The organism is Bradyrhizobium sp. NBAIM01, from assembly GCF_020194115.1.
In the GTDB taxonomy this organism is placed as follows: Bacteria; Pseudomonadota; Alphaproteobacteria; order Rhizobiales; family Xanthobacteraceae; genus Bradyrhizobium; species Bradyrhizobium yuanmingense.
The window spans coordinates 1-12,679 of record NZ_JADYVU010000022.1 but is presented as its reverse complement, the minus strand read 5'-3'; the positions used below and the strand labels follow the sequence as shown (position 1 = coordinate 12,679).

At 65.5% G+C, this 12,679-nt stretch carries 12 protein-coding genes; 3 read left to right on the top strand and 9 right to left on the bottom strand.

The annotated features are described in order from the left end of the window. Positions 1-10 precede the first annotated feature (10 nt). Positions 11-1,087 carry an ABC transporter ATP-binding protein gene (locus I6F31_RS34410; protein WP_225150145.1) on the bottom strand — a complete coding sequence of 359 codons (1,077 nt, stop codon included), beginning with the start codon at positions 1,085-1,087 and terminating at the stop codon, positions 11-13. Further along, complete coding sequence (gene glpD / locus I6F31_RS34405; protein WP_128262995.1) at positions 1,084-2,634, bottom strand: glycerol-3-phosphate dehydrogenase; 1,551 nt, start codon at positions 2,632-2,634, stop codon at positions 1,084-1,086. Before glpD ends, I6F31_RS34410 begins: the two co-directional genes overlap by 4 nt. A 228-nt stretch (positions 2,635-2,862) precedes the next feature. Here glpD and I6F31_RS34400 point away from each other — a divergent pair, with 228 nt between their 5' ends. Beyond that, entirely contained in the window at positions 2,863-3,147 is a 285-nt protein-coding gene (locus tag I6F31_RS34400) for a type II toxin-antitoxin system Phd/YefM family antitoxin (protein ID WP_036024793.1), read from the top strand. Next, complete coding sequence (locus I6F31_RS34395) at positions 3,144-3,569, top strand: type II toxin-antitoxin system VapC family toxin (RefSeq protein WP_036013859.1); 426 nt, start codon at positions 3,144-3,146, stop codon at positions 3,567-3,569. The genes I6F31_RS34400 and I6F31_RS34395 overlap by 4 nt, the downstream gene beginning before the upstream one ends. A gap of 3 nt (positions 3,570-3,572) precedes the next feature. Here the strand turns inward: I6F31_RS34395 and I6F31_RS34390 are convergent, their stop codons facing one another. Further along, a complete protein-coding gene (locus tag I6F31_RS34390) occupies positions 3,573-4,418 on the bottom strand; it encodes a DeoR/GlpR family DNA-binding transcription regulator (protein ID WP_036013860.1) in 846 nt (281 codons plus the stop codon). A gap of 106 nt (positions 4,419-4,524) precedes the next feature. Next, positions 4,525-5,211, bottom strand: coding sequence for an HAD-IA family hydrolase (locus tag I6F31_RS34385; protein ID WP_225147889.1), 687 nt, complete (start codon positions 5,209-5,211; stop codon positions 4,525-4,527). Positions 5,212-5,363: 152 nt separating this feature from the next. Between I6F31_RS34385 and I6F31_RS34380 the strand changes: the two genes are divergently transcribed. Beyond that, positions 5,364-5,816 (top strand): nuclear transport factor 2 family protein, encoded by a 453-nt coding sequence (locus I6F31_RS34380; protein ID WP_036013866.1) that lies wholly within the window; start codon positions 5,364-5,366, stop codon positions 5,814-5,816. A 249-nt stretch (positions 5,817-6,065) separates the two neighbouring features. On the opposite strand, the gene I6F31_RS34375 is transcribed toward I6F31_RS34380, so the two are convergent. The 5 genes from I6F31_RS34375 to I6F31_RS34355 all read right to left on the bottom strand — a co-directional run bounded on the left by I6F31_RS34375 (position 6,066) and on the right by I6F31_RS34355 (position 12,556). Next, entirely contained in the window at positions 6,066-6,257 is a 192-nt protein-coding gene (locus tag I6F31_RS34375) for a hypothetical protein (RefSeq protein ID WP_036013862.1), read from the bottom strand. Between the two features lie 234 nt (positions 6,258-6,491). Beyond that, positions 6,492-6,899: an acyl-CoA thioesterase gene (locus I6F31_RS34370; RefSeq protein WP_225186888.1), complete on the bottom strand. Its 408-nt coding sequence runs from the start codon at positions 6,897-6,899 to the stop codon at positions 6,492-6,494. 7 nt (positions 6,900-6,906) lie between these two features. Next, positions 6,907-9,003 (bottom strand): 3-hydroxyacyl-CoA dehydrogenase NAD-binding domain-containing protein, encoded by a 2,097-nt coding sequence (locus I6F31_RS34365; RefSeq protein WP_225186887.1) that lies wholly within the window; start codon positions 9,001-9,003, stop codon positions 6,907-6,909. Between the two features lie 2 nt (positions 9,004-9,005). Further along, complete coding sequence (locus I6F31_RS34360) at positions 9,006-10,289, bottom strand: acetyl-CoA C-acetyltransferase (protein ID WP_036024789.1); 1,284 nt, start codon at positions 10,287-10,289, stop codon at positions 9,006-9,008. Then, positions 10,289-12,556, bottom strand: a complete 2,268-nt coding sequence (locus I6F31_RS34355; protein WP_225186886.1) for an acyl-CoA dehydrogenase — start codon at positions 12,554-12,556, stop codon at positions 10,289-10,291. Before I6F31_RS34355 ends, I6F31_RS34360 begins: the two co-directional genes overlap by 1 nt. Between the last annotated feature and the right edge of the window lie 123 nt (positions 12,557-12,679).

Here is a 12,679-nt window from a genome sequence, read left to right as displayed (position 1 = left end):
CATCTCCCTCCTAAGAGCCCGGTGCCGCGACCAGACGGTCGGCAGCATCGAAGACGAAGACATCATTGGGATCGAGCACGGCATCGAGCATCTGGCCCGGCTCGAACTCGTGCACGCCGTGCAGCACCGCCACCCAATTCGATCCGTCGCGGGTCAGATGCACGAAGCTCTCCGAACCCGTGATCTCGGTCACCGTGACAGTGGCGTGGAAGGCGTGACGGTCGGCCTCGCCATTGGCAAGCCCGAGCTGATGGGCACGAAAGCCGACGCGATAGAAGCCGTCGGGCAGACCGGCATAAAGCCCGGACGCGGGCGCTGCACTCCCGCCCGCATATTGGACCATGCCGTTCCCCTTCTCGAGGCCCACGAGATTCAGCGGCGGATCCGAAAACACCTGCGCAACGCGTAAGGTCTGCGGCCGGCGATAGACATTGGTGGTCTCACCCATCTGCAGCGCCTGGCCCTCCCACATGCACACCGTGTTGCCGCCGAGCAGCAGCGCCTCGGTCGGCTCGGTTGTGGCATAGACGAAGATCGCGCCGGAGGCCTCGAAGATGCGCGGCAGCTCCGCCCGCAGCTCCTCGCGCAGCTTGTAGTCGAGATTGGCGAGCGGCTCGTCGAGCAGCACGAGGTCGGCACCCTTGACCAGCGCGCGTGCGATCGCGGTGCGCTGCTGCTGGCCGCCGGAGAGCTGGAGCGGCGTGCGCTTCAGGAACGGCTCGAGCCGCAGCAGCTTTGCGGCCTCGGCGACGCGCGCCTCGATCTCGTCGCGCGGCTTGCCCTGCACGCGCAGGGGCGAGGCGATGTTCTCGTAGACCGTGAGCGAGGGGTAGTTGATGAACTGCTGGTACACCATCGCGACCGAGCGCTGGCGCACGTCGGCGCCGGTGACGTCCTTGCCGTTGACGAACACCTTGCCCGTGGTCGGCTTGTCGAGGCCGGCGAGCAACCGCATGATCGAGGTCTTGCCTGACAGCGTCGGCCCGAGCAGCACGTTGAGCGTACCGCTCTCGAGCCTCAGCGAGACGTCACGGATGTGCGGCACGCCTTCCACGGTCCGGGTCACGTGATCGAGTGTCACGGTCATGAGCGTCCTCCCGTTTCCAGCAGGGGACTTTGCGCCACGGCATGGCTCCTGATCCAGTCGTCGAGGGTCGCGATCTCGTCGGCAGATAGTCGCAGGCCGAGCTTGGAACGGCGCCAGACCACGTCGTCGGCGGTGACGGCCCATTCATTGGCCATGAGATAGCGGACCTCGCGCTCGGTTAGCGTGGCGCCAAAGGCCTGGCCGAGATCCGCAGCCGATTTTGCATCGCCGAGCAGCTTGATGGCACGGGTGCCATAGGCGCGCGCCAGGCGCCGCGCATGCTCATGGCTGAGGAAGGGATAGCCGCGCTGCAGCTCGGCGATCAGGCCGTCGATGTCGGATACGTTCATGTCACCGCCCGGCAGCGGCCATTTGCCGGTCCAGCCCTCGCGCGCTTTCGCACTGCGCAAGTAAGGCGCAAGGCGCTCCAGGGCCTCTTCGGCGAGCCTGCGATAGGTCGTGATCTTGCCGCCATAGATCGACAGCAGCGGCACGCCGCCGGGCGTGTCGAGCTCGAACACGTAGTCGCGCGTCGCGGCCTTGGCCTCGCTGGCGCCATCGTCATAGAGCGGACGCACGCCGGAATAGGTCCAGACCACGTCGGCGGGCGCGACGGGCTTGGCCAGATATTCGCTGGCCGCCTTGCAAAGATACTCGATCTCTTCAGTCGTCGCCTTCACCTTGGCAGGATCGCCGTCATAGTCGCGGTCGGTGGTGCCGATCAGCGTGAAGTCGTCCTGGTACGGGATCACGAAGATGATGCGGCCATCGGCATTCTGGAACATGTAGGCGCGGTCGTGGTCGTAGAGCTTCTTCACGACGATGTGCGAGCCCTGCACCAGGCGCACCTTGGCTTTCGCATTCACGCCGGCGCCGCGGCCGAGCACGTCCTCGACCCAGGGTCCGCCAGCATTGATCAGCGCCTTGGCCTGGATCTGCGAGCGCGCGCCGGTCAGCGTATCGACCATGCTGACGGTCCAGACGCCGTCCGACTGGCGAATCTCGGTGGCGCGGGTTCGGGTGCGGATCTCGGCGCCCTTGTCGGCGGCATCGCGCGCATTGAGCACGACGAGGCGGGCGTCGTCGACGAAGCAGTCCGAATATTCGAAGGCGCGGCTGTAGCGGTTCGGGATCAGCGGCTTGCCGACCTCATCGCGCTTGAGATCGACCGAGCGGGTCGCCGGCAACAGGTGACGGCCGCCGATGTGATCATAGAGGAAGAGGCCGAGGCGCAGCAGCCAGGCCGGGCGCAGGCCGGCGTGATGCGGCAGAACGAATCGCAGGGGCCGGATGATGTGGGGCGCGATGCCCCAGAGGATCTCGCGCTCGATCAGGGCCTCGCGGACCAGCCGAAACTCGTAATATTCGAGATAGCGCAGGCCGCCATGCACGAGCTTGGTCGACCACGACGATGTCCCGCTCGCCAGATCGTTCATTTCGCACAGGAAAACGGTATTGCCGCGGCCCACCGCGTCACGCGCAATGCCGCAGCCGTTAACACCGCCTCCGATGATGGCGAGATCGAAAATACGCTCCAACAGACGCATCCCCCGGCGACCGCCCGTTCCATCAAGCGGCTACTTTCGCTTTTGATTAGATCACACCGAAAAACGAAAGCAAGATGAAAGAGAGGCGAAAGGAAGCGAAAGCGGAAGTTTCTTGGTGAGCAAGAGGAGTTCATGTTGGGCAGCGCCACGGCGATTTGGGAGGCACCAGCACCTTGATTGGTCAGCGTCGAGCGATTATAGTCATACTAGTCAAAATGGTTAATCCCTATGGTCAATCGTAACGTTGAACCCGACGCGCTTCCAACGAATGACAGCTGGACGTTGGCCAATGCCAAGGCGCGACTGTCCGAGGTGCTCGACCGCGCTCAGACCGGCCCGCAGGTCATCACCCGTCACGGCAAGCCGAATGCCGTCATCGTTTCCGTCGAGGAATGGGCGCGCAAGACAGCGCGCAAGGGCACCCTGGCCGAATTCCTGCTGGCCTCGCCATTACGCGGCGTTGACCTTGAACTCGACCGGCTGCACGACACGCCACGCGACGAAGTGCCATGAACCTTTTGCTGGACACCAACGTGCTTTCGGAAGTTCAGCGGCCCGCGCCTTCGCCAAAAGTTGTGGCATGGCTGGATAGGATCGATGAGGACCGTGCGTTCATCAGCGTCGCCTCGATCGCCGAGCTTCGCCGTGGCATCGCATTGCTTGAGGATGGTCGCCGACGCACCGCGCTGGCCGTCTGGCTTGCCCACGATTTGCCTGCGCGGTTTGCCGAGCGCGTCCTGCCGATCGACCAAACAGTGGCCGAGCGTTGGGGTGACCTCATGGCGCAGAGCCGCAAGAGCGGCGTCGCATTGTCCGTCATGGACGGCTTCTTTGCGGCGACTGCGCTGGTCAACGATCTCACACTCGTCACACGCAACGTGAAGGATTTTGCGGCCTTCGGCGTTCCGCTGCTCAACCCCTGGGACGACGCTTAGCCTCTATCTCAGCCGCACCACTGGTGCGGCTTCCGGTGCGGCATCCTGCACCTCGGCCGACGCATCGTCGACCTCCGCGCCCTTCGGCATCGCCTCGACCACCTCGATGCCCTTGCTGTGGCAGATGGTGGCGAGGCGCTCGGGCAGCTCCTGGTCAGTGACGAAGGTCTGGATCTGGGTGATGTGGGCGATGCGCACCGGCGCGCTGCGGCGAAGTTTTGTGGAATCGGCGACCAGCATGACGCTGCGGGCATTGGCGATGATGGCCTGCGCCACCTGCACCTCGCGATAGTCGAAGTCGAGCAGCGCGCCCTCCTCGTCGATCGCCGAGGCGCCGATGATGGCATAGTCGACCTTGAACTGTCCGATCAGCTGCGTCGCGGTCGAGCCGACCACGGCGCCATCGGCGCGCCGCACCGTGCCGCCGGCGACCACCACCTCGATGCGCGGATGGCGGTAGAGCAGCATGGCGACATTGAGGTTGTTGGTGATGACGAGCAGATCCTCATGCGAGGTCAGCGCGCTCGCCACCTCCTCCGTCGTGGTGCCGATGTTGATGAAGAGCGAGCAGCCGTTCGGGATCAGCGAGGCGGCGGCAGCGCCAATCGCCTTCTTCTCGTCGGCGGCGACGAAGCGGCGCGCCTCATAGGCGAGGTTTTCCACGCCCGAGGCGATGATGGCGCCGCCATGGATGCGGGTCAGCGAACGCCGCTCACAGAGATCGTTGAGATCCTTGCGGATGGTCTGCGCCGACACCTCGAAGCGGCGCGCCAGCTCCTCGACCATGACGCGGCCGGAGGCGCGCGCGATGTTGAGGATTTCGGCTTGGCGATGGGTCAATCCGGTCACGGCAAAGGCCTCAAATCAGAATGATGCATGGTGCGGCGGTTCGCGCCTGCGGTCAATGCGGACGCCGATCACGGTTGACGGATGAAGGTCCTCACCATGCCATTTCTTACCACCCCATGGCACTTGCAAGACGTGCGAGCAGCGTCGGGTCGTCGAACGCGCTGGCGGAGGCGACCGCGCCTGCTCCAACCAGGTCAGCATGGCTGAGGCTGGTGCGGATGCCGACAGTCGGAATGCCGGCGGCCGTTGCGGACTGCACGCCGGTGCGGGAGTCCTCGAATGCGATCGAGGCTCGCGGGCTCGCGCCGACGAAACGCAGCCCCTCCTGATAGGGCAGCGGATGCGGCTTGCCGTGCGGCAGCTCGGCGCCGATCACCAGCGCCTTGAAACGATGCGTGATGCCGAGTCCTGAGAGCAGCAGCTCGGCGTTGAGACGCGGCGCGTTGGTCACGGCGACCATGGGGATGCCGGCGCCATCGGCGCGGTCGAGCAGCGCCATCAGGCCCGGCAGCGGCGCGATCTGCCCGGCCACCAGCGTGCGGAAGACCTCCTCCTTCTCTTCGAGGATGAGGGCGCGCCGCTCCGGCGCCTCGTGGGGCAGAAAGCGCTCGCCGATCGCGACATTGGCGAAGCCCTGCAGCTCGAGGGAGAAACGTGCGTGATCGAAGACGTGTCCGTGCGGGCCGAGCACCTGGTTGAAAGCCTTCAAGTGCAACGGATCGGTGTCGGCGAGCGTGCCGTCGATGTCGAACAACAGCGCCCGGCCCATTCCATCGTGTCTGGTCTCGATCATTTCCGTACTTTCCCAAATGCGCGGCGCATCGATGCGGAAGGCGTATCAATACGGCCTCGATCGCGCAATGACGCATCCACATGAGGCAGGTGACACTCGACAAAGCCGCGTGCGACTGCAACACTGATTGCAAGATCAAAAAGGAGGAAACGATGACGATCAACCGACGCGATCTGGCTCTCTCGACGCTCGCCGTGTCCGCGCTTGCGTTCGCCACGCCGGCGCTCGCCGCTTCGGCAGACGAGGACGCCGTGGCGAAGAGGGTCGAGGCCTTCCGCCTCGCCCAGATCGCGGCCGATCCCAAGGCGCTCGGCGCGCTCTGCGCGGAGGAACTGAGCTACAGCCATTCCAGCGGCAAGGTCGAAGACAAGGCGGCGTTCATCGCCAACGCCACCGACGGCAAATCGAAGTTTCTGTCCATCGAATACAAGGATCCCACCATCAAGGTCGTCGGCCCCGCAGCGATCGTGCGTTTCCACTGGCTGGGCGAGCAGGAGATGGCGGCCGATGGGAAAAAAGTATCGACCAACCTTCACATCCTGATGAACTGGCAGAAGCAAGGCGACGAGTGGAAGCTGTTGTCGCGGGCGGCGACGAAGTTGTGATCACGTCTTTCCCCTCTCCCCTTGCGGGAGAGGGTGGCTTCGCAAAGCGAAGCCGGGTGAGGGGTATCTATCCGCGGGTCTAACTCTCTGTTGAATTCGCGGAGCCACCCCCTTATCCGGCGCTTCGCGCCACCTTCTCCCGCATCCGCCTTCGCCAAGGCTTCGGCGGACATGAGGGGAGAAGGAAGAAGGCAGCAACATCAAGGGCGGCAAAAAATTCCGACCACGCCTCGCGGGCCGGAATGACAGTTACGCCGCCTCCTTCACGTCGCCATTCACCAGCCTGCGCGCGGCGCGCTCGGCTTCGCGGGCGTTGCGGAAGAGCTGGCCTTCGAGACGGTTGAAACGGTGCGATGAGGCGAAGAAGCAGTAGCCTCCAGAAGAACGAACGACGATACCTGCGGTCTGCGAATCGACTTCGATGATGTAGCTGTCCGGCATAGTCCGTGGCTTCCTCAGTGCGGGCAAACAACGGCGCTCCTGCCCAAAGGTTCCCAAGGGCATTTGCGGCGTTTCCACCCCGAATCGACACGCAATTGAGTACGCCGGGACCTCATCCGTTTTATGACTGGTTCTTGACTGGTTCTTGGCGAAGCCGCGACGATGTGACTTGCTCGTGCCGCGTTCTGCGGCGCTGCAAGGCCTCGCAATATGGGGACAGTGCGTCGCGCGCGATTACGTCGCGATCGGCGGATCGTTTTGCTGGATCGCCTGGGGACGGCCGTGGTCGTCGATCGAGACGTAGGTGAAATGACCGTCGGTGACGAGGAACGGATGCAACTCCTTGCGCCGCAATGCCCAGGCCTCGAGATGCACGGTCAGCGAGGTGCGCCCGACGCGCACGAGATTGGCGTAGACCGAGACGAGATCGCCGACATAGACCGCTTTGCGAAAATTCATCGCCTCGATCGCGACCGTCACGGTGCGCGACCGCGCGACCTTCGAGGCGAACACGCCGCCGCCGACGTCCATCTGGCTGAGCAGCCAGCCGCCGAAGATGTCGCCATTGGCATTGGTGTCGGCCGGCATCGCCAGCGTGCGGATGCAGAGATCCCCGCTCGGTCCGGTCGCTTGTTCGCTCATATGGCTCTCACTTGAAATTGTCCCAGCCCGGATCGGGCGCGAAGCGCGCGCCGAATCGTTCCGCCAGCGCGCGCAGAGTGGATACGATGTTCTCCACGCCGCGCGTGCGCGCGTAATTCAGCGGGCCACCGCGGAAGGGTGCATAACCGGTGCCGAAGATCATAGCGCCATCGACCGCGTCGGCATCGTCGACAATGCCCTCGCGAAGCGCCGCGACGCAGACATTGGACATCGGCAACACCAGGCGGTCGATCATCTGGTCGGTGACCCGCGGTCCGGTCTCCGGCAACGCTGCTTTCTCCGCCTTGCCGTCCTTCCAGGTGTAAAAGCCCTTGCCGGTCTTGCGGCCGAGCTCGCCCTTGGCGACCTTCTCGCGCAGCCAGGCCGGCGTCGGCGGCAGGAGATCGCCGAACTTGGTGCGCAGCATATCGCCGACGTCGAGGCAGATATCGAGCCCGACCTGATCGGCCAGCTCGATCGGACCCATCGGCATGCCGAACTGCACGGCCGCTTCATCGATCAGGCGCTGGTCGATCTTCTCGTCCAGCATCACCATCGCTTCCAGCATGTAAGGCGTCAGCGCGCGGTTGACGAGGAAGCCGGGCGAGCTCTTCACAGGCAATGGCAGGCGGTCGATCGCTCCGACGAAGGCGAGCGCCTCTTTCAGCACGTGTGCATCGTTGCCGTCATGGCTGACAACCTCGACCAATTGCAGCCGCGACACCGGGTTGAAGAAATGCAGGCCGACCAGCCGCTCCGGCCGCGCCAGCGTGGTGCGCAGATCCTGCAGCGGAATGCTGGACGTGTTCGTCGCAAGGATGGCTCCGGGCTTCATCCGCGGCTCGAGTCCGGCATAGACCTTCTGTTTCAGCTCCAGCTTTTCCGGCACCGCCTCGATAATGAGGTCGGCGTTGCGGACGCCCTCGCCGTCCATGTCGGGAATGAGGCGGTCGAGCGCGTCGCGCTCGTCGGTGGGCTTGCGGATGATCTTGCCGTAGAGGTCGGCCGCGCGCTTGACCGCGCCTGCGATCGGCTCGGGCTTCATGTCGGCGAGCGAGACGCGAAGGCCCTGCCCCGCACACCAGGCCGCGATGTCGCCGCCCATCGCGCCGGCGCCGATGACGTGGACATGCTTCACCGTGTCGCCGGCGCCTGCCGCCTTCTTCATCTGCTCGCGCAGGAAGAAGACCCGGATCAGATTCTGCGCGGTCGGCGTCACCATCAGCTTGGCGAACGAGGCCTGTTCCGCCTTCAGCATCGCGGATTTGCTGCCGCCATGCGCTTCCCAGAGATCGATCAGCGCATAGGGCGCTGGATAATGCTCGCGCGATGCGGCCTTCGCGGCCTCCGCTCGCATGCGCTTGGCCAGCAGGCCGCGCACCGGCCCGAGATTGGCGGCACGCATCAGCAGACCAGGCTTGGCCCGCTTCAGACGGCCGAACAGCGCATCCTTCACCGCGCCCTGGACATGCCGCTCCTGCGTCACGGTGTCGACGAGGCCGAGCGATCTGGCTCGGCGCGCATCGATGGTGCGCCCGGTCAGCATCAGCGCCATCGACTGCGTCGGATTGACGAGCGCAGTGAAACGCGCGCTGCCGCCAAGGCCGGGATGCAGGCCGAGCATCACCTCCGGGAAGCCGAAACGCGCCCCATCGATGGCGATGCGCGCCTGGCAGGCCAGCGCCACCTCGAGCCCGCCGCCGAGGCAGAAACCGTGGATGACCGCGACCGTCGGCAGCCTCAAGGCTTCCAGATGGTCGACCACCGCATGCGCGGCGCGGATGCGCGTCTCCACCATGCCGGGATCGTTGGCACCGCGGAATTCATTGACGTCGGCGCCGGCAATGAAGCCGGACGGCTTTGCCGAGCGGATGACGAGACCGGCGGGGCGCTCGGTCTCGATCGCCGCGAGCACGGCGTCGAACTCCTCCATCACCTCGGAGGACAGCGTGTTGGCGCTGGCATCAGCGCGGTCGAACAGCAGCCAGGCGACGCCGTCTTCATCTCGCGTCAGCTTGAAATGCTTGTAAGGACCATCCGGCGCAGGGCGCGGCCCGAGCTCCAGCACGCGGTCGGCGAGCACGGTCATGATCTTGGAATCCATGGTCATACCGCCTCGATCAGCATGGCGCCGCCGAGCCCGCCGCCGATGCATTCGGTGGCAATTCCGCGCCGCGTGCCGAGCCGCTTCATCGCGTTGACGAGATGCAGCACGATGCGGTTGCCGGAGGTGCCGACGGGGTGGCCCAGCGAAATCGCACCGCCGTCGACGTTCAGCCGCTCGCGGTCGATCTCGCCGGCCGCGCCGTCGAGCCGCAATATTTCGCGGCAGAACTTGTCGTCGTTCCAGGCCGCGAGACAGCCGAGCACCTGCGTTGCAAAAGCCTCGTTCAGCTCCCAGGTCTCGACGTCCTTGAGGGTGAGGTCGTTGCGCTTCAGCAGCGGCGTCACCGACATCACCGGACCGAGCCCCATGATGCTGGGGTCGAGCGCGGCCCAATGGCTGTCGACGATCGCAGCTTTCGGCGTCAGCTTGTGCTTTGCAACGGCAGCGTCAGAGGCGAGGATCACCCAGGAGGCACCGTCGGTGATCTGGGAGGAATTGCCGGCGGTAACCTGGCCCCACGGGCGCTCGAACACCGGCCGGAGCTTGGCGAGCGTCTCCGCCGTGGAGTCCGGACGCACGCCATCGTCGTGGTCGAAGAACTTGCCGTCGCGGGAAAACGCGGTTTCGACCTCGCCCTTCAGATAACCCGCGCTTTGCGCATGCGCGAGCCGGCGATGGCTGTCGGCCGCGTAGGCATCCGACTGCGCGCGCGTGATGCCGAAGAGATGGCCGACGACCTCGGCTGTCTGGCCCATGTTCAGCTCGGTGACGGGATCGGTCAGGCCGCGCTCGAGGCCGATGATCGGCTTGAGATCGCGCGGCCTCAGCTTGAACGCCGAGGCGAGCTTCGCGGCCATACCCTTTGCGGTGGCAAGGCCGGCGAACCAGCGCACGCCGGAATTCGGCCAGACCAGCGGCGCGTGGCTGAGCGCCTCGGTGCCGCCGGCCAAAACCATGTCGGCATGGCCTTCGCGGATATAGCGGTAGGCGGTGTCGATCGACTGCATGCCCGAGCCGCAATTGATCTGCACGGTGAAGGCGACCATGTCCTCGCCCATGCCGAGCCGGAGCGCGGCGACGCGGGCCGGGTTCATCTCGTCCGCGATCACGTTGACGCAGCCGAGGATGACCTGGTCGAAGCTATCGGGCGAGAACGGCTGGCGCGCCAAGAGCGGTCGGCCGCATTGCACGGCGAGATCGACCGGCGTGAACGGCCCTGGCCCCGAACGCGCCTTCAGGAACGGCGTCCGGCTGCCGTCGACGATGAATACCGGTCGTGCCATCAGCTCGCCGCCCTCTGCTCACCGAGTTCCTGGAAGAACTGATGCACATTGACGGTTTTCTTGTAAATCGGCGACAGCGCCTCCGGCGCAAAATCGTCGACCTCTATCACTTTTGTGACGGCTTCGCGGGCAGCGGCGAGTTGCTCGCCCTCGGCTTGCGTGATTACGCCCTTGGTCACCGCCTCCTTCCAGTCGCGGATATGCGCAGCACGCATGCGCCTGGCGATCGCATCCGTCGCCGCGACCAGCTTGAACGCGCGCTCCAGCCGGGCAAAGCCGCCGTCGTCGTCGACATGGGCCAGATCCGGCGTGAGGCGCGCGCGTGCCGCCGACGGCTCCAGCACGATGGCAGCGCATTGGTGCACGATGCGGTCGGACGGGCCGAGCACGCGGGCGCCGAACGGCTGCACCACGAGCCTGAGGAAGCCGGCGACGAAGCGGTTCGGCAGATTGGCCAGGATTTCGGCGAGCCGGTTCTCGATGGTTTTGAACCCGGTCGCCATGCACCATTCCAGCGCGGCAAAATCCTCCTTCTGCCGCCCCTCGTCCTGCCAGCGCTTCAGCGCGGCCGAGAGCAGATAGAGCTCGGACAGGATGTCGCCGAAGCGGGCCGACAGCATTTCCTTGCGCTTGAGCGCGCCGCCGAGCGTCAGCAGCGCCATGTCGGCGCAGAGCGCAAAGGCCGCCGAGTAGCGCGAGAGCTGGCGATAGAAGGGCGTGGCATCGCCCGCATCGGGCACTGGGGCGAATGCGCCAAAGGTCCAGCTGCGACCCATGGCGCGGAAGAGTGTCCTGAAGCTGTGGCCGACATGCTTCCAGAACGCCTTGTCGAACGCGCCGAGGCCGCGCTCGCGATCGCTATCGGCGAGCGCGTTCATCTCGTCGAGCAGGTAAGGATGGGCGCGGATGGCTCCTTGTCCGAACACGATGAGATTGCGGGTCAGGATGTTGGCGCCTTCGACGGTGATGCCGACGGGCACGGCGCGGTGGAGATTGCCCAGATAATTTTGCGGACCGTCGATCACGGCCTTGCCGCCATGAATGTCCATGGCATCGTCGACCGCGGTGCGCATCCGCTCAGTCGCGTGCAGCTTCATGATGCCGGAGATGACGGCGGGATGGATGCCGGCATTCAGTGCCGCGCAGGTGAGCCGGCGCGCGGCGTCGAGCTGGTAGGCGGTCGCGACGATGCGGGCGAGCGGCTCCTCGACGCCTTCGAACTTGGAGATCGAGATGCCGAACTGCTCGCGGATGCGCGCATAGGCGCCGGTGGTGCGCGCGGCATAGGCGGCCCCGGCCGCCGACAGCGACGGCAGCGAGATGCCGCGGCCGGCGGCGAGCGCCGTCATCAGCATCTTCCAGCCCTGCCCGAGCCGCTCCTTGCCGCCGATGACGTAGTCGAGCGGGATGAAGACGTCGCGGCCCCAATTCGGGCCGTTCTGAAAGACCTGCATCGAGGGCAGATGACGCTGCCCGATCTCGACGCCGGGCAGGTTAGTCGGGATCAGCGCCACGGTGATGCCGAGCTCTTCCCGGCCGCCCACGAGATGATCGGGATCATAGGCCTTGAAGGCGAGACCGAGCAGCGTCGCGACCGGACCGAGCGTGATGTAGCGCTTGTGCCAGTTGAGGCGGAGGCCGACGACCTCGCGACCCTCGAATTCGCCCTTGCAGATGATGCCGGTGTCGACCATCGAGGCGGCGTCGGAGCCGGCTTCCGGGCTGGTGAGGCCGAAGCAGGGAATCTCGCGGCCGTCGGCGAGACGCGGCAGCCAGCGCTGCTGCTGCTCTGTGGTGCCGAAGCGCATCAGGAGCTCGCCCGGGCCGAGCGAGTTCGGCACCATCACGGTGACCGCGGCCGCGATCGAGCGCGTCGAGATCTTGCGCACCACTTCCGAATGCGCGTAGGGCGAGAAGCCGAGGCCGCCGTACTCCTTCGGAATGATCATGCCGAAGAATTTCTCGCGCTTGACGAAGTGCCAGACGTCCGGCGGCAGGTCGCGCGACTCCCAAAAGATCTTCCACTCATCGAGCATGGCGCAGAGCTCGTCGACGGGGCCATTGAGGAAGGCCCGCTCCTCGTCCGTCAGCGTCGCCTGCGGGACCTTCAGCAGCTTCGACCAGTCGGGGTTGCCGGTGAAGAGATCGGCATCCCACCAGACGTCCCCCGCCTCCAGCGCCTCGCGCTCGGTGTCGGACATCGCCGGCAGCACGCCGCGCGCCCATGAGAAGATCGGCTTTGTGATGGTGTCGCGGCGGAAGCTCATGGCGGACCTCATGCATCGGCGCGGTTTTCCGGCATTTTAGCGGAAAGTGGCTGGCGGAGGCGAGCATCTCGCCTGCAACATTGACGCGGCCGGGCGGCCGCCCGAGCCATAACGGCGGGGGCG

What these genes read in the sequence shown, in the direction of transcription:
- I6F31_RS34410 (WP_225150145.1), bottom strand. Translation starts at nt 1,087, where the DNA reads ATGACCGTGACACTCGATCACGTGACCCGGACCGTGGAAGGCGTGCCG.
- glpD (WP_128262995.1), bottom strand. Translation starts at nt 2,634, where the DNA reads ATGCGTCTGTTGGAGCGTATTTTCGATCTCGCCATCATCGGAGGCGGT.
- I6F31_RS34400 (WP_036024793.1), top strand. Translation starts at nt 2,863, where the DNA reads ATGGTCAATCGTAACGTTGAACCCGACGCGCTTCCAACGAATGACAGC.
- I6F31_RS34395 (WP_036013859.1), top strand. Translation starts at nt 3,144, where the DNA reads ATGAACCTTTTGCTGGACACCAACGTGCTTTCGGAAGTTCAGCGGCCC.
- I6F31_RS34385 (WP_225147889.1), bottom strand. Translation starts at nt 5,211, where the DNA reads ATGATCGAGACCAGACACGATGGAATGGGCCGGGCGCTGTTGTTCGAC.
- I6F31_RS34380 (WP_036013866.1), top strand. Translation starts at nt 5,364, where the DNA reads ATGACGATCAACCGACGCGATCTGGCTCTCTCGACGCTCGCCGTGTCC.
- I6F31_RS34375 (WP_036013862.1), bottom strand. Translation starts at nt 6,257, where the DNA reads ATGCCGGACAGCTACATCATCGAAGTCGATTCGCAGACCGCAGGTATC.
- I6F31_RS34370 (WP_225186888.1), bottom strand. Translation starts at nt 6,899, where the DNA reads ATGAGCGAACAAGCGACCGGACCGAGCGGGGATCTCTGCATCCGCACG.
- I6F31_RS34365 (WP_225186887.1), bottom strand. Translation starts at nt 9,003, where the DNA reads ATGGATTCCAAGATCATGACCGTGCTCGCCGACCGCGTGCTGGAGCTC.
- I6F31_RS34360 (WP_036024789.1), bottom strand. Translation starts at nt 10,289, where the DNA reads ATGGCACGACCGGTATTCATCGTCGACGGCAGCCGGACGCCGTTCCTG.
- I6F31_RS34355 (WP_225186886.1), bottom strand. Translation starts at nt 12,556, where the DNA reads ATGAGCTTCCGCCGCGACACCATCACAAAGCCGATCTTCTCATGGGCG.